At 30.8% G+C, this 17,903-nt stretch carries 15 protein-coding genes and 1 riboswitch; of the genes, 1 reads left to right on the top strand and 14 read right to left on the bottom strand.

The window, feature by feature from the left end; all coding sequences use genetic code 11:
* Positions 1-108: 108 nt before the first annotated feature.
* The 4 genes from AACQ14_RS09205 to AACQ14_RS09190 form a co-directional block, all read right to left on the bottom strand.
* Positions 109-3,639 (bottom strand): NPCBM/NEW2 domain-containing protein, encoded by a 3,531-nt coding sequence (locus tag AACQ14_RS09205; protein WP_339363290.1) that lies wholly within the window; start codon positions 3,637-3,639, stop codon positions 109-111.
* Between the two features lie 237 nt (positions 3,640-3,876).
* A complete protein-coding gene (locus AACQ14_RS09200) occupies positions 3,877-5,088 on the bottom strand; it encodes a hypothetical protein (RefSeq protein ID WP_339363289.1) in 1,212 nt (403 codons plus the stop codon).
* A gap of 314 nt (positions 5,089-5,402) precedes the next feature.
* Positions 5,403-5,762, bottom strand: a complete 360-nt coding sequence (locus AACQ14_RS09195) for a hypothetical protein (protein WP_339363288.1) — start codon at positions 5,760-5,762, stop codon at positions 5,403-5,405.
* Between the two features lie 36 nt (positions 5,763-5,798).
* The gene (locus AACQ14_RS09190) at positions 5,799-6,575 is read right to left on the bottom strand and encodes a uroporphyrinogen decarboxylase/cobalamine-independent methonine synthase family protein (RefSeq protein ID WP_339363287.1); all 777 of its coding nucleotides are present in this window, start codon (positions 6,573-6,575) and stop codon (positions 5,799-5,801) included.
* 214 nt (positions 6,576-6,789) lie between these two features.
* Positions 6,790-6,875, bottom strand: a riboswitch (cyclic di-GMP riboswitch).
* 240 nt (positions 6,876-7,115) lie between these two features.
* On the opposite strand from AACQ14_RS09190, the gene AACQ14_RS09185 reads away from it, so the two are divergent.
* Positions 7,116-7,391, top strand: coding sequence for a hypothetical protein (locus AACQ14_RS09185; protein ID WP_339363286.1), 276 nt, complete (start codon positions 7,116-7,118; stop codon positions 7,389-7,391).
* 44 nt (positions 7,392-7,435) lie between these two features.
* Here AACQ14_RS09185 and AACQ14_RS09180 read toward each other — a convergent pair whose 3' ends face one another.
* The 10 genes from AACQ14_RS09180 to AACQ14_RS09135 form a co-directional block, all read right to left on the bottom strand.
* Positions 7,436-8,260 carry an undecaprenyl-diphosphate phosphatase gene (locus AACQ14_RS09180; protein ID WP_339363285.1) on the bottom strand — a complete coding sequence of 275 codons (825 nt, stop codon included), beginning with the start codon at positions 8,258-8,260 and terminating at the stop codon, positions 7,436-7,438.
* 194 nt (positions 8,261-8,454) lie between these two features.
* Positions 8,455-9,507, bottom strand: a complete 1,053-nt coding sequence (locus AACQ14_RS09175; protein ID WP_339363284.1) for an ATP-binding cassette domain-containing protein — start codon at positions 9,505-9,507, stop codon at positions 8,455-8,457.
* On the bottom strand, positions 9,497-10,201 hold the full coding sequence (locus tag AACQ14_RS09170; protein WP_339363283.1) for a GTP-binding protein: 705 nt from the start codon (positions 10,199-10,201) through the stop codon (positions 9,497-9,499). Before AACQ14_RS09170 ends, AACQ14_RS09175 begins: the two co-directional genes overlap by 11 nt.
* Before the next feature lie 17 nt (positions 10,202-10,218).
* The gene (locus tag AACQ14_RS09165; protein ID WP_339363282.1) at positions 10,219-11,448 is read right to left on the bottom strand and encodes an ABC transporter substrate-binding protein; all 1,230 of its coding nucleotides are present in this window, start codon (positions 11,446-11,448) and stop codon (positions 10,219-10,221) included.
* 301 nt (positions 11,449-11,749) lie between these two features.
* Complete coding sequence (locus tag AACQ14_RS09160) at positions 11,750-12,592, bottom strand: carbohydrate ABC transporter permease (RefSeq protein WP_339363281.1); 843 nt, start codon at positions 12,590-12,592, stop codon at positions 11,750-11,752.
* Complete coding sequence (locus AACQ14_RS09155) at positions 12,592-13,458, bottom strand: carbohydrate ABC transporter permease (protein WP_339363280.1); 867 nt, start codon at positions 13,456-13,458, stop codon at positions 12,592-12,594. Before AACQ14_RS09155 ends, AACQ14_RS09160 begins: the two co-directional genes overlap by 1 nt.
* Before the next feature lie 27 nt (positions 13,459-13,485).
* The gene (locus AACQ14_RS09150; protein WP_339363279.1) at positions 13,486-14,871 is read right to left on the bottom strand and encodes an ABC transporter substrate-binding protein; all 1,386 of its coding nucleotides are present in this window, start codon (positions 14,869-14,871) and stop codon (positions 13,486-13,488) included.
* An 87-nt stretch (positions 14,872-14,958) separates the two neighbouring features.
* Positions 14,959-15,756: a sugar phosphate isomerase/epimerase family protein gene (locus AACQ14_RS09145; RefSeq protein ID WP_339363278.1), complete on the bottom strand. Its 798-nt coding sequence runs from the start codon at positions 15,754-15,756 to the stop codon at positions 14,959-14,961.
* A 48-nt stretch (positions 15,757-15,804) separates the two neighbouring features.
* Positions 15,805-16,797, bottom strand: coding sequence for a LacI family DNA-binding transcriptional regulator (locus AACQ14_RS09140; protein ID WP_339363277.1), 993 nt, complete (start codon positions 16,795-16,797; stop codon positions 15,805-15,807).
* 221 nt (positions 16,798-17,018) lie between these two features.
* Positions 17,019-17,870, bottom strand: a complete 852-nt coding sequence (locus AACQ14_RS09135; RefSeq protein ID WP_339363276.1) for a YitT family protein — start codon at positions 17,868-17,870, stop codon at positions 17,019-17,021.
* Between the last annotated feature and the right edge of the window lie 33 nt (positions 17,871-17,903).

Here is a 17,903-nt window from a genome sequence, read left to right as displayed (position 1 = left end):
AGCTATATCCCAATGATGAGATATAGCTTTTGATATCAACAGTCTAAGACTGACTAATGGGGTTAGTCTTGTGCTGTTTCACTTTATTTAGTTGCCTAGTTATCTAATCTAATATAACTTGGCATCTGCCCAATCACCATGGTCAGAATTAATTCCATCTCCAGCATCCGTAATGACTAATTTCAATACATCAACACCAGTTATATTCTCATTAACCTCCTTATAAGAATCACTATGACTCATTACACCACTTTCGTAAATCTTTTCTCCATCTGCATATACCTCAAAAACGATTGTTGAGTTTGCTCCTACTTCGTCATCTACGCCTATATGAGAATAGAAAGTCGTATATGCTCCATCTAAGTTATAGATAATCTCACTACTTGCATGAGTACCAATTCCTTTTGAATAGGTATTTCCATCAATTGTCAATGGATTACCGTCTACACTTGTATCTTTTTTAACAGAACCCCAATCTGACTGTGCACTTGTCCAGTCTAGATCACTTAGATATACAAAAGTAGTTACTTCCTTATCAATTAGTAACATAGGATTTCCCCAATCAGCATGGTCATGATTTTTGTTGTCTCCTCCATCTGTTACAACTAACTTTAGTCTATTATGATCTTTAATATTTACCTTTATGCTCTCAACCGGATTAGTGCCATAGAGCACATTACTTTCATATAATACTGTTGCATCATCGTCACCATATACTTTGAATACAACAGACCCATTATTACCAGTTTCATCATCTAGGCCGATGTCACATTGGAACCAGTCGTACTGACCATCAATTTGATAAACAATCTCACTATCTGCATGTGTTCCAATTCCCTTATCATAGGTGTTGCCTCCTATAGTGATAGAATTCCCACCATTAGACTTATTAAGTTCAACATCGCCATAACCAGCTGTTGCCAAGTCCCATTGGAAATATGTGAGGGAAATCTGTGTATTTGACGGAATCAAAACATCTAATGGTTTTGTTTCAGCCACTTCTCCTGTGCTTAATCTGGTCACTTCTAGAACTAAAGTGACTGTTGTTTCAGCAGCTGGTGGTGTAATACTTCCATCTAACCCAACAATAGAAGTATCACTTGATGTTTTAACACCAATTGTATACCCATCTGGAACTACAGGTAATGTTAATTGTGTTTCTGCTACTCCTGGCATGTCTATAAATCTGATTTTACGCGCTAATACAAGTGCAGATTGTAAATCGACATCAGGATTATAAATAAGTCGTGCATCAGCCCAGTTAGCTCTATCATTATAACTACTACCTGCATCGTCAACAACTAATTTCAATTGATTCATACCTGTAACATCAATATTCATTGTTTCAATAGGACTTGTGTGAGTCAATGTACTTGTTTCTCTTAATAATTGGTTGTTGTCCCCATATACTTTGAATATGACATCACCATTACTTGTTACGCTTTCATCTAATCCAACATCCACAATGAAACTTGAGTACAACCCATCTAAATCATAGACTATTTCATTGTCTGCATGAACACCTAACCCCTTAAAATAGGATCGTTCATTAATATCAATAGTTCTACCATCATAATCCAAATCTTTATTAACTGTTGTATAACTTCCTCCAATACTAGCTGAAGATATATCACTTAAGTATACAAAATCAGCTGGAGCTTCTGATGGTAATTCTTCAAGGTTCGTATAAACTTTTGCATCTCCCCATGTTCCATAATCACGATTACTACCATCGCCAGCATCATAAGTTACTAAATCAAGTACTCTTACACCTGTCAAATCAATATCTACTTCTTTTGCTGAATCTGCTGCACCCATAACTTGACTATCAAAGACTTTTTCGTTATCTGCATATACTCTAAAGACAACTGAACCACTAGTTTGATCTTCTCTAACATCATCAAGACCTACTGTCGCTGTAAATCTACTAACTTCACCATCTAAATAGTAACGAATGGTTGTATTTGCTAATGTACCCAATCCTTTTTGATAGTTTTTCTCATCAATCATAATAGCATTTTCGCCATAACTTGTATCTAATTTTATTTTCTCTTCATCTGTAACATACGCCCATTGTTGATCACTGAGATATAAGAATCCAGGATGTGTTTTATTGGCTTTTACTGTCTTCTTTTCTCCTGATTGTACACTTAAAGATACATATGATATTGTCTTGCCATTTAGCTCTCCAACCGTAGCTTGCATAGTTTGACCATCTACTTCCAATGAATTGACTTGACCATAAAAACAAGCTTCCCATGTCATTGTAGAGCCTGATGTATTCTCAAATGTAGTTTGATCAGTTCCATCATGTCTAACTGATACTTTATTGGATCCAATAGGAATATTATCTACTTGAACCCATGGAACTTCTTTTGTTAAACGTGAAATAGTGGAAACTTTATTATTTGGAGCATCTGGTTCAACACCCATCATACCTGTAATAACATTAGATATGTTCAAGAAAAATATTTCAGGATATGTTGTATTATGTTCAAGCACCTTCTTTGTCCAATGCCATCCCATAGCATTCTCTCCATGTTTATAGAATGTATCAGCTAGATATGTTTGGGCCTCTTCATTCAGTGGGTCGACAAATGCATTGTAATGAATAAAATCCAAGTATCTATCTGTTCTAGGACCATTATCTGTAAGTAATTTCATTGGCATGAAAAAGCTATTTTCATGTCCCCAATTTGTTCTTGTGTCTCCGAACTTATCAAAAGCACGTATGTATATTTGTTCTTCTTCTGAATACCAATTCTCTTCAAAATATTCTCTAAGTGCAATGGCTCTATTACGAATTTCTTGAGCTTTTGTCATTTCCCCACGTGCCTCTAGAATACCTGCATATGCTAATAATGATTGATATTGAACACCATATGTATCACCAGCTTCAACAATCATACCTCTCTCTTCAAATTCCCATAAGGTAGGTAAAATATCCATGTTTCCACCACCGTCAGCAATACCATTATTATTTACATCATGTGCACCCATAAAAGCATCAATTGAATGTAAATTCTCAGCATATTCCAATATCTCTGGATCATTAATCCATCTGTCATCCCCTGTCCATAGGTATTGACGATAGATTTTTTCTAATAACTCAAAAGGAGCAGGCAACTCTTGAAAACCCGCATCCATATAATAAGGGTAACCATAGAAATCATAAGACCATTTTGGCCAGTATGGTTTTATAGTGTTATCGTTAGCACCTATTGCAAAAAGTTGGAGCATTGTAAAGTTTTCATTATCAAGACCTAGCAAGTGTCCTGCATCAGTTTGGTGACAGATATCACGAAGGCAAAAACATTCCCTATAGTGATTACCACCTTCATTAGCAGGTACTCCGTGATAACTTCCCCAATAAGAAGGGATTACTGTATCTACCCCATAATGTTGAGTTATTCGAGGTTCCCATTCACCCCTTGGTTCATTCTCAGGCGAAACAACTTGTACTTCAAGGACATTTTGCTTAGATGCATTAAAGTACTGTTCTAAGCTTTTGTTAGCTGATGTAATCTGTAGATCACTTTCGCTCCCTGTAGCTGCTACAGTAATTGTCGGTCTAAATGTTGACAACGCTATAGTTACTACCACTAAGCTGGTGAAAAAGATTCTAACCTTATTATTCATTTTTTTCCTCCTATACAATAATTTTCTAAATTATGATACATCTTCATTTTAACACTTATAGCCTTCTATCTATATGATGCAAAACTACATTATTATGACTGATTTCTATAATTTTTAATAAAATGGCTAATGCTGAGCACATCAAAAAAGATGATTCCTGTTATATACAGAGAATCATCTTTTAATGTATTTATTTTTTTTAATTATTAAATTGTATTAAATTTATCTCAAATTCTTTTAAATATCTTTAGGATATATTTGATTAAAAGATTCACTTCTAGCTTTCATTAATTCATTCATGTCAACGGAATTCTCTTTAGTCAATTCAGGCATATCAATTTCAACCTTTTCATTTATATTATATATATTTTTGTTGAATTCGAAACCTAATTTGATAACACCAGATACTTCTTCGTCTAAGATATCTTCATCATATTCTTCATCAGTCAATTTATCTTTTATAGCCATGACTTCTTCTATTTTAGCAATATCTATATTCAAATCTATTAAACCAGATTCATTAACAATATAACCTTCTTTATTGATAGCATATTCTATAACGATACCTTTTTCACCTAATAAATTACACTTACATAATTTATCAGTAAAGCCATTAATCATTTCTTTTAATACTGGTTTATTTTCATCTATATTTTCTATGATACTATCTATTTCTTCCTTAGTTTTTTTCACTTCTTCTTCAGACTTGTTAACCATCTTTGATATAATGTCCATATATTCACTAAAGAATTTAAGTGCTTCTTTATTATCTAATAAATTATTAGCTGAATAATTTATTAACTTACTTAGTGACTCATTGTCTAATGATACTTCATATACATATGCTGTCTTATCATCAATTGTTTTTCTTCCTTTATTTTTCACTAATTTCAAGTTAGGGTTATATTGTAAAGCGTAATCTTTTAAGAATTTATTTAATTTATCTTGTAATTCTAATACTAATTTACTATCATAAGTAATATCTTCATTGTTATCTTGATTTATTACAAGATATTCCTTTCCAGCTAACTCCTCACTAGGTGAAAACATCATTATAGATGGTACTTTTATTACTTGGAGGGATTTAGAATTCTTTTGTGACATATTAAAATCTCCCCAATATTCTACTCCCATTCCTATTCCACCAAAAACGAATTGGGTATCTACATACATTTTTCTTGATGTTTTTTGTTTGTTTTGCTGTAATTTAGTGTGAATGTTAATGTTTGAATCCTGTAATAACATCTTTACAGTAGCAATGCTAAATTGATCTTCTTCTGAAAATCCTTCTGTCTCTAATGTTACAGAAATATCTGTATCACTTTCACTTGAAGTGACTTCTAGAGATTTCTTAAATGCATTATATAATTTATTTTCATTATAATCACATCCAACAAATATTAACATCACAGATAATACACATACTATCATTGCTGATATTTTTTTCATACTATATACCTCCTAATATATTGTCTTATTTTGTCACTACTAATTATAAACTATTTTAAGTATATTGTAAATCAATTATTTATTTGATATCAGTTTGTAATTTGTCATAATTTTTTATATATTCTGTCGTGATTCTTACTTACTACAACCAAGAAATTATACCTAATAATAACTATATGTCTTTTGTGCCTATAATAATATCCACTAATCTTATTATGAACACTATAACCAATTTCATTCAAAGCAAAAAATAAATCCAGAGTAAAATACTTAATTCCCTGGATTTACCATCTATACTTGTTATTTAACAAATATTATAGACTATTAATTACGTCTTCGGGTGTATTAACTACTTCAAATTTATCAACAAATTCTTTTCCACCAAGTCTTCTTATTTGTGACATAGCAATAACTGAATCAAGTTTTACATAATATCTCTTTTTGAATGGTGTATCCAAGTATTTTTTTAATGCTTCTGTTAATACTTCTCCTACTTCTGGTGTAGAAGTTGATTGTTTTCTTGCATCTACTAAAAATACATAATCCTTAACATTAATCATTTTTAATTTACTTTCATAATCTTTCATACAATCTTTAGCTTCATCAATTGTGAACATTCCCTCAGCTACTAAAGATACTAATTTCTTACTTGAATTTACCTCAATTTTATACATGTGTATACCTCCTATTAAATGTTTTGTTATTTAATATTAAATATCATATTCTGGGTCAAGGGCTTTATAGAATAATTTACAATCCAAGGATTTTTCAGGTGGTATATCTTTAAAATGTTCTGTCTCAGCATATTTTGTATGGATAAGTATTCCTTTTTCATCATGAACAAGTTTAAACTTAAAATATTTTGAGATTAATGTAGCAGATTTGATATTGGTAGCTTCAAGAAACATACCTTTATAACCTCTTTTTATTGCATCATCCTGACAGATTCTCACTAAGTCTTTTGCTATTTCTTTCTTTAGCTTATCTGATTTTACACCAATCATAAACATATGTACAAAATCATTCTTTTTAATTTTTTTATCTGTTTTGTAATAAATAGTATCCAAAAACCTCTTATCAAGAACTTCAAGTAATTCACAGATTTTATTCATGGGCTCTAAATTATCTGTAAATGGAGGCACCTCTTCATCTGGATCAAAGTCTTCACATGCTAATACACCTATGATTTTATTATTTTTTCTGTTTATAGCTATATAACACAATCCTTGTTCTACAACATTTTTCATGTAACTATAAACAAATTCATTAAAATCATCAATAGATAAGTGAACAGCCTGTACCATCGGTTCAGATATTGTTTCTTCTTTTACTGTTATCCCTGCAAAAGTTTCAGCAAGACATTTTGCTGCTTCAGCGATCAGCTCTTCATTTTTACCATCCAATCGCTTATACTCTAATTCTATATTTAATTGTTCCAAAAATTTTACTAAAAATACTTTATCATAAAAAACATCATTTTTTTTCATTATATCCCCTCTTTCAACTATTAATTAACAAATAAAATAATTTCATCAAGAAAAATGATAAAATATACTATATTTTATGGCAGGAAGATTCCTTTAATATAAAAAAGGTAACTTGTTACACTCCACATAACATTTCATATAACGTTTTTAGTCAATGAAAAAAATGTGACAAAAAAAACAGCTACTATTAATAGTGACTGCCATCAAATTATTATACGGCAACCTGGCAGTCCTAGGATATAATCCCTTAGACCCATAGCTTTGCGTCCCTATTTTTCAATAGGTTTGCTATTTTCTAAATAAAACAATATTTAATACTGTACTTATTATAACATAATTATTCTTTACTTTCAATTTATTTTAAATACAAAAGATTCCCGATTACTTATTTTTGTAATTTAAACTCATATCCTCGCTCTGGCTTTTAGAATGCTGAGAAAAGAATTTCCCTACAAAAAAAGCATTTTTCCCAAAATCAATTATAGTATTAAGTAAATAATTTCATCAATCTTAGCAAAACATAACTAAGAGGTGATGAAAATGGAAGATACAACTGTAATAGATAATGAGGTTTATTATAATGTTAGTAATAGACTGTTTCAATTTGCTGAAACAGAAGACGATTATAATAGAATAATGAAAACAGCTACTCACTGGTTATGTGAAGCATCTGGACGTAATTTTACAAAAGACCTTTTATATCCTTTATCAAGTAACGGCTACATCATTAATGATGAAGGTATAGCGACAAAAGAATGGGAAATAGCTGAAGGTGTTTTAGTCAAAAAACAAACTGAAGGATTAGATCGTGTATAAAAAACAAAGCATGACAAGGGAATACTCCCCTTATCATGCTATTTTTATTTAAATATTGTAAAATATAGGATTACAATGATTCCTAACACTATTCTGTACCAACCGAATACTTTGAAGTCATGTTTTTTGATATATCCTACTAGGAATTTGATTGCTAATATTGAAACTACAAAAGCAACTATCATTCCTGTTAGAAGAACCAATAATTCTAGACTTGTAAATGCAAAACCGAATTTCATGATCTTGATTAAACTTGCACCAAACATAACTGGCATAGCCAAGAAAAAGGTAAATTCAGCAGCTACAGTTCTTGATGTTCCTATAAGTATTGCTCCTAATATGGTTACTCCAGAACGTGAAGTTCCTGGAATTAGTGATAATACTTGAAATAAACCTATTATAAGTGCTGTCTGATACGTAAGCTCAGAGATATCATTAACTTTACAAGTTCTGCCTTTGTTCCATTTCTCTATGATAATAAATAAAATACCATATAATATCAATGTAATAGTAACTGTCTGATAGTTATAGAATAATTCATCCATCTTATCGTCAAATAATACACCTACTATTCCTGCTGGAATACATGCAATGACAATCTTTACCCACAAAAGAATAGTATCTTTTTTAATAAATTGTCTTTGTTTAAATGAGAAGGGAAAAATCTTCTTCCAATAAATAACCACAACTGCCATTATTGCCCCTAGCTGAATTACTACGAAAAACATTTCCTTAAAAGCTTCCGACATATTCAACTTAAGAAATTCATCAACTAGAATCATATGACCTGTACTACTTATTGGCAACCATTCTGTAACTCCCTCAACGATACCAATAATCAACGCTTTAAATATCTCAATAATATCCATATAAAAAACTTCCTCCTGCGTAAATAGCTTATTCTATGTTGTAAAAATAATACATTTCTTCAATTATACATTAAATCAAGGCACATGCGCAATAAGATAAACATTAAAAAACCCTTAAGTTTATTAATATTCTATAAAAAAAAGAAGCCACGCCTCGTTCCGCAGCAACTTTTCTATAAGATAAATAGTTCTTATCAATGGATACTTTCATAAACATTCATATTACTAATATTATCATTATAATTAATTATTTCTCCCTTTCTGAGGGAAGTTCTTAATCCTTTAATGACTTTATCCATCTTTTCTAATTCTTGCAGCATAGCTTTTTCTTCTTTTCCTGTTTCTATAACCTTATATATACCACCGTTTTTTATAACTATTCTCTTATTAGCCATAAGTGCCAGACTTGGGTCATGAGTTGCCATTAATACTATCTTTTCTTTGCTTACAAGGAGACCCAGTGCTTTTTTTCTATCAATTCCAGCATTCTCAATTTCATCTATTAACACAATAGGAGATGTACTTAGAATAGCTGTGTCCGCTATCATCAAAGCTCTAGATTGTCCACCACTTAAACTGGTGATAGGAGTATTAAGGTCAAAAGCTTCTCCTGCTAGATTATTAGCAGCTTCAATAATCTTTTTTATTACTTCTTTTTCATTTTCAACCATACGACTTTTTGCATGAAGTTCAAGAAATTCGCTAACAGTTAAATCCATTACAAAATTCATGTTCTGTGATAGCTGTGCCACCAATTTATTACCTGAAGAAAACCTCCATTTTTTATCTGGTTTTTCACCATTAATTAGAATGGCTCGGCCTGTTGGAGTATCTTCATTAGCTGTCCATTCTATATCAGCTAATAATCTACTTTTACCTGAACCCGTTGGACCAACAATAGATATTATCTCACTTTTATTTATAGTGATATTATCAAAATTTTCTTTTTGTCCAGATTTATCATGTCCAGCTATAATTGTTAATGAATTAACTGCTTTTTCTTCTTTTATGCCTAGAAAATCCAGCATGGTATTGATATATACGATTATATCATCAATCAATTTTGTTGTGTCTATAGCCCATTCTTCTCTTTCTTCCTCAGAAAAATGTTCTAGGAAACTTATAAAAGTCTCATTTCTATAATCATCAACATCCAGTTTATTATCTGCAAAGAAGGATATAATAAAGGGATATTTATTTTCTATTTCATTAATTGTCAATTCATTAAGTTTTTCTCTATTTATCATCGTCATCACCTAATTTCATTTTTCTTACATTACCCATTTGATAATCCTCACCGATTCTAGTTTCACCTAAACAGTATGAACAAAGTGCTGATGGCATTGAGAATCTTAATTTTTTACCTTTTACTGTACTTGTATCAGTTTCTTCGTCATATAATAGAGTACTTAATTCAAATGCGCCTTGTCCAGTCAACCCATTGATATGCATTGTAACTGCTTTTGGATTAACAGAATTAACTCTTGAAGAAAACACTTCCCTCTCTGCTTGTGATACAATGTCACCTTTGGTGATTACAACTATATCAGCAGATTTTAACATTGGCCCTATTTTCTTAGGAGTATTTATCCCACTAAGATTATCTATTACACAAATTGCTTTGATATCCTTGATATATGGTGAACAACGATTACAAAGTCCTGCACTCTCAGTAATGAGTAAATCCAAGTTTTCTTTTATACCCCACTTAACAACTTCTTCAATGTTACTGACAAAGTAATGGTCAGGGCAAAGAGAGCCAGACAAACCTTTCTTAACAGGTATTCCTGCTTTTTTATATAATATATCATCATCTGTATAGAGACAGTCAAATTTTACTACACCTACTGATAATCCTCTTTTTTGAAGAGCGCCTATTGTTTTAAGAATTACTGATGTCTTACCTGAAGATGGAGGTCCGGAAATAGTAACTAGATTCATATTTATCACCTTTCTCTCTATTTAGCATCTATATTTTCATTGAAAATATTTTCACATCTATTTATTAGTTCACCCATATCATTATTGTATATATAATCCCATCCTAACCACATGTATTTATGTTCCATTGATATCATGTTATCCACTTCTGGATTAACACTTGGGAACTTACCGTTATGAGATAAAATTTCTCCAACTTCCTTTGAAGCAAAGAAATCAACAACTGGTTCTAACATATCTTTTTTGCTCTTCTTTGATAGTAAGAATATTGGGCTAATTATAGCTCCATCTAATGGCCATACAGGTTTCATGGGTCCTTCATTTTTAATCATCTTAGTAAAGAAATAAGGCATTATTGTGACAACTGGTTTATCCTGTTTTCTATGAGATTTTACCATCTCAGATGGATGCATTCCTGTTGATAGGCATTTTCCTAGTTTCCTCAATCCTTCTTCACCATATTTTTGATGAATATTCAATAGTATGGCGTTAAATAAATCAAAATCTCCGATAGGTAGGCTAACACTATTCTCAAAATCTGGTTTCAATATATCTTCCCATGATTTTGGCATATCTCTGCCATCTAATTCTTCTATATTTACTAAAAATACTGCTGGCACTACCCCTATAATTGAGTAATTATTATTAGGGTCTTTTAGACATATTTCTTCATTATCAAATTCCTTATTATAATGTTTCATTTTTGTTATATCTTCAAATACACCTTTTGACGCCCATTTGCCAATTAATTTTTTATCAAAAAACAAATCAAACCCTGCTGATATGAATATATCTGATAAAATATCTGGATCTTCTGTTTTCTCTAATGATTCTTTTAACCAATCTACACCCATGGATGCTGCTTTTAATTCATACTCCATTTTAGCAGCTAGGTTATTACCAGTGCCTTCCATCCATTTACTGAATGACTCCATAAGTGGTATTCTCACTGGACAAGGTAAAATACCTTCAATTTTAATGTCAGCATTATTATTGGTAACTTTATCAGTTTCATCATTTATAGCTTTGTTATGATTTATAGCATCTTCAAGATTCTCAGTAAATACCTCTAAGTTGATTTTTTTCATTTTCAATGCTGTTTCAAGTGTTATTGATTTCCCTATTAATTTTCTTTGATTCTCATTGTTCATTCCTTCAAATCCTATTGATTCAAATAAATCTATGGTCTCAGGATAACGTTCTGTAATAGCATATAATGAATCATTTACATTAAAATATTTTGTCATAATATCCTTCCTTTCAGCTCTATATGGTTAATAAATAATTTTATTTTATCATCGACTTATCCTTTATTATACTATTATTTATTATTTTAGCTGTATCATATGTTACCAATAAGAAATATAGCATAAAAAAACTTACTAAACCCTTACACTTATAATGTGAGGGTTTAATAAGTTTTAGTCTTTTTTTCATACTATATTTTACAATCTTTCACTATTTTACTTTTACTCCAAGGCTGAACAACCAACCTTGAGCTATGAGGGGAATTACTTATTATAATATAATATTAAATTGTAAACTAGCTTATTTAACAGCACCTTCTGTTATACCATTAATTACACGTTTTTGTGCGAATGCATAGAATATCATTATAGGTATGATACTGATTACTAATGCAGCTGTTGCCAAATCCCATTTCTTAGTATATTTTCCAAAAAAGTAGTACGTTTTTAATGGAATAGTATGCATTCCAGGTTGATTAATTATTAATGAAGGTAATAAGAAATCATTCCATAACCACATCACATCTAATATGACTATCGTGAATACTATTGGTTTCATTAACGGTAAAACTATTCTCCAGAACACTCTGAAAGGTCCACATCCGTCTATAATAGCTGCTTCTTCAAGTGCTACTGGAACATTTTTTATAAATCCATGAAAAAACATAATCGCCATACTGGAACCAAATCCAATATACATCACAATTAAACCTGGTATATTAAGCATATTAAGTTTACCCATTAATTTTACTAAAGGTAACATGACACATTGAAATGGAACAAGTACTGCACCAGCATAAATAAAAAATATGAAAGTGCTGATTTTTGATTTTCTTCTAACCAATACCCATGCAGCCATTGCAGAAGTTATAACAATCAATGTTGTTCCTGCTATAGTTATAAATAAGGAATTTGTAAAACTCCTAAGAAAATCCATCTCAATAAATGCATTTACATAGTTTTTTAATGTAAAATATTCTCCAAATGGTAATGCAAATATTTCTTTGAATATACCTTTTGATGTTTTAAAGGAATTACTTAACAACATATAAAATGGTGATATATATATAAGTGCTAATATAACTCCAAATACACTTATTAATATTTTCTTCTTTTGCTTTTTGTTCATTTTTTTATTAGTCATTACATTTCCACCTCTTTCTTTTTAGTAAAGTAGAGTTGTGTAAAGGTAATGATTCCTACAATAATGAGGAATATTATTGCTTTCGCTTGAGCCATACCTAATTCATTATATGTATAAGCAGTATTATAAAGGTTAAGCGTTAACATCTGAGTTGAATTATGAGGCCCTCCATTAGTAAGTGCCAAGTTCTGGTCAAAAACCTTAAATGCACCTGATATATTCATGAATATACCTATAGTAATAGCTGGAACTATCAAAGGTAATGTAATATGTCTGAATTTCTTAAGTCCAGTAGCACCATCTATACTTCCAGCTTCCCATACATCTTGAGGTATGGACTGTAAACCAGCAACATAAATCAACATCATATATCCAATACTTTGCCATGAGCATACAATAACCAGTCCCCAAAAACCTGTTTGAGGAGTGGATAACCATCCATCAAAAAACGCCCATCCTAAGTTATCAGCTATGCTTTCGAATCCTTTAGTAAATATAAATTGCCAAATGAATCCTAGTAATAATCCTCCTACCAAGTTAGGTAAGAAAAATGTACTTTTCAAAAAATTGCTTACACGTAACTTTTTAGTAACCAATAAAGCTAATAAAAATCCAGCTACATTTACAATCATTACTTCAACTATAACGTATTTAACTGTAAATAAAAATGCATCTCTAAATCCTGGATCTTTTGTAAATATCTCAATATAATTATGAAAACCTATAAAATTGATCTTTTCACTAATACCATTCCAGTCTGTGAAAGAATAATATATTCCTAAAAACATAGGGATAATAACAACTAATAAAAATGATATACCGCTAGGAGCTAGGAAAAGCCAAAATATTTTTTTGGAATTTCTCATTTTTCTTCATCCACCATTCTAGTTATATTAATTCTCATCTCTTTTTTTAGCCAATTCTTCCCATTGTTGTTTACAATAATCAATTACTTCATCCCAATCTTGAACACCTGCTAGATATTTTTGAATGGATGTTCCCATGATATCCATGCACCATCCACTTGGATAACCCATGAATACCCAAGGCATTGTTTTCCCAGCATTAGTATATCTTTGTACTGCACGACTTAAGCTGTCTTTTGCTTCTAATCCATCATAATTAGTGAATGGTGGGATAAAGAAGAATTCATTTACAATAATTTCTTTTCCTCTTTCTGATTGATATAACCAGTTTAAGAAGTCTTTTGCAGCTGCTTTTTGTTCATCAGCAGCATCAACATTAACTGTCCAATACATTGGTACACCTATTGGAATACTATCTTCTATAACTCCTTCAAGAGGAATAGGTAAAATATCTAATTGTTCAGCTATTTCCTGGTCTATACTATTTACTGAAGGATATATCCAGTTACCTTGTTGAACCATAGCTACTCTTCCGATGGCTATACCATTTTCTACTGATGTAGTATTATCTACTGCACAAAGTTTTTGTTTATTATCTGCGTCCGATGAATAATCAGCTTGTATATCTACGATTTTTTTGAGTTGGTCACTATATTTGTATTCAACTTTATCAGCATTAAATGCATTCAATGCACTATCAAATTCTGGACTTAACGCTACATTAGTTGTATGTAATCCTGTTAGCCAAGTTTCCTTAGCTGGTAATTCAAATACTGCTTCAAGATCAGGGAATTGCTCTTTTAAATCACCAGATTTAATCTTTTCATCTAATTTTTTAACTGCTGTTTCTAGTGTTGCAAAATCTTTTATCTCTGCAATATCTACACCAGCTGCTTCAAACATAGCTTTGTTATATACAAACCCATATCCTTCTACTGAGTATGGTAATCCATAAACTTTATTATCTATGGTAACATCGCCCATTGTACCAGTTGCTGCATACTCAACCCAAGGTTGATCTGAAAGATCTTCCAATTTATATAACCAATCATTAACATCTGATGGGCCCCCTACATTAAATATAGTAGGCTCTTTACCAGATTGCATCTTTGCCTTTAATTGTGTGCTATATCCTTCACCAATTGATTGAACATTAATTTTAACATTGGGATTTTCTTTCATATACTCTGATGCTGCTGCATCAAGAGCTTTTGCTATTTCTAATTTAAATTGAAAAAGTTCAATAGTTACACTTGATTTTTTTTCAGTATCTTTTTGCTGTTCCTTACTATTTTCTTTTGCATCGTCTTTTTCAGTATCATTCTTAGAACTAGAACAACCTGCTAACGATACTAACATAGCCATTACTAATGCGATTACTGTGAACATTTTAAAACCGTGAAATTTTTTCATTATTACTTCCTCCATAGTCATAAATTTATAGTTATTTAATAGTCTAAGATTAGACTTTACTATCAATTTTATTTATTGATATAGTAATCAATCTAAAATATATGGTTTTATATAATTAATAGAAAAATCAATGCCCTTTTCTCCTAATTCACCTTCCCAATTCTCTGAATGTGGCTCTAGACATAAAGCATCTTCATATTTCATGGCATATAATATTGCCATGAATTTACCCCAGTCTATTTCATCCATACCGATTGGTGGATCATCAAATCTTTTATCATTAATTTTCATCGCGCCCTTTAGATGAACATGATAAAATCTGTGTGCCCATTTTTTCATTTCTGCTAAGTATTTTCCTTCATTATATACAGCATGTGATGGATCATATTTAATTCCTAGATTCTTGAGATGTCCATGTATAATAGTCCAAGCCATATCGCTATGTACAAAGTTATTCCATCTGCAATTATAAGTTGATATCTTAACCTTCTTAGGTTTTCCATATTCAATTAATTTCTCAAAGTATTCTATTGCTTTGGAACAGTTTTCATAATATGACAATCCTTCTACATAATTACATGAAGTTACTACATTAGTGCAACCAATATTGTTTGCTGCATCAATTAGTTTATAACCAAGTTCAAGCTCATTTTTAATTAAATTACCTTTTTCATCAATCTTATCAGTAGCCCAGACACTTATAGCAGCTACGTCTATTCCGTATCTCTTAATATACGGTTTTAATCCTCTTATAACTTCTAATTTCTTAAGGGATTTATCCATTCCAAATGTGGGATGTAAACAAAACTCTAATACATCAAGTTTTCTTTTCTTTGCATCTATAAAACTTTGTTCACAAGGTTCTGCAATGATTCCCAATTTCATCTTAATCACTTCTTTCTTGTACTAATATGATGAATGTAAGGTTATTGATTATTTAGCTAATGTAGATTCTCTGATGGTTAATTTATGATCTAGAGTTATATACTCATTTTTGCAATTAATATTATTAATCTTTCTAAGTAATAATTCCATTGCAACTTTACCCATATCATACCTTGGCTGAGAAACTGTAGTAATGGGCGGATTGTAATAAGCTGCTAGATGAGTATCATCGAACCCTATAACACTTATATCTTTTCCAACTACAATGCCCTGTTTTGTAAGTTGTCTTATTACACCAACCGCTATTGCATCTGAACCACAAAAAATTGCTGTAGGTGGTTTAGATAGATTCAATAATTTTTTACAGCCATCTATACCATCTTGAAATTCATAATCAGATTGGATTATATAATCATTATTTATCTGAATATTATTTTGTTTAAGAGTATCTAGATATCCTTGTTTTCTTTTTATAGATGATACGAAGCCATTTTCACTACCAATTATCGCAATTTCTCTATGACCAATGTCAATAAGATATTGTATTGCATCAATAGATGCTTGATGGTTATCTATACTCACCCATGAAACATCTGTATTCTTAATGTATTCACTACATTGAATAACAGGGTAATTATTAGCTATGTCAATCATGGCATCTCCACTCATCTCAGGAGCAGTAAAAATAATTCCATCAATCAAGTGATTATAGAACATATTTAAATATGCTTTCTCCTTTTCTTTGTTAGAATGAGTACTACATACCATAACATAATAATTTTCTTCATTAGCTACATCTTCCACACCTCTTACTATCTCAGAATAAAATTCATTTGATAAAGTAGGTACTAATACCAATACTTTATAAGTCCTTTTTTTCCTAAGATTACGTCCCAATAGATTAGGAGTATATTGAAGCTTATCTATAGCTTTCAATACCTTATTCTTGGTATTGGTAGAAACTTTTTCATTATGGTTAATAACTCTAGATACTGTTGCTACTGAAACACCTGCTTCTCGAGCTACATCTTGAATATTCATTATTTCACCTCATTTAAGGTAATGTAATCCATTACATCATATTCAAAAAAATATAGTTAAATTATTACTATAAGCATTAAAAAAGCATTAAAATTAAGAAGTTCATAAATATAATATCTATTATTGTATATTTAATGTAATGGTTTTCATTGACTAACCATATAATAATATACAATACTTTAAAAGTCAATAGCTTTTTTCCCATAATTTTGAAATACTATCTATATGATTGTACTTTTGAAACCTTCTCCCACTATTTCTCCTGCTTCTGTAGCTACAATGAATGCTGTAGGATCAATATACTTGATGAGAGTCTTGGCTTTGTAAACTTCTCTTTTTTTGACTGCTACAATTAACACATCTTTATTTTCTCCTGAATATGCTCCTCTTCCATCTAAAAATGTGGCTCCTCTCTTTAATTCCTGCGTAATACCCTTGGCAACTTCATTACTTTCATTACACATAATAAATAGCAATTTACCTTTATCACAAGCTTCCAAAAAAGCATCTACTATCTTTGTTGTGATAAACATAGTAATTAATCCATACATAGCTGATTCAATATTTTTATAAACAATTGCTGACAATGATATAACTACAAAATCTATTGATAACAGTATTTTGCCAATAGATAAATATGGACGTCTTTTCTGAATCAGTTTACCTAAAATATCTCCTCCACCTGTGGAAGATTCAGTCATAAAAACAATAGATAATCCTATTCCAAGACATACCCCACCAAATATAGCAGCTAATAATGCATTTTCTTTGTAAATTGGTAACCACACAACTCCAATATCTAACATAAAAGACAGAATAACTACTGATATAAGTGTTCTTAAAACAAAACTTCTGCCTAAAAAAATAAATGCTAATACTAATAAAGGAACATTAATCAAAAAAGAGGTTAAACCTATTGGTATACCTGTAAGATAGTTGATTAGAGTTGCCATTCCAGATACACCTCCAGGAGCTATTTGGTTTTTAGAAGTAAAAACATATATTCCTATGGCAAATAAAAATAATCCTACCATATTATTTAAAATGTCTTTTAATAATAAATTTTTTTTCATTTACAATATCTCCTTTATCTATTGATAAGACTG

It is taken from the genome of Vallitalea maricola, assembly GCF_036985595.1.
Taxonomy (GTDB): Bacteria; Bacillota; Clostridia; order Lachnospirales; family Vallitaleaceae; genus Vallitalea; species Vallitalea maricola.
This window is presented reverse-complemented; position numbering and strand designations above follow the sequence as displayed.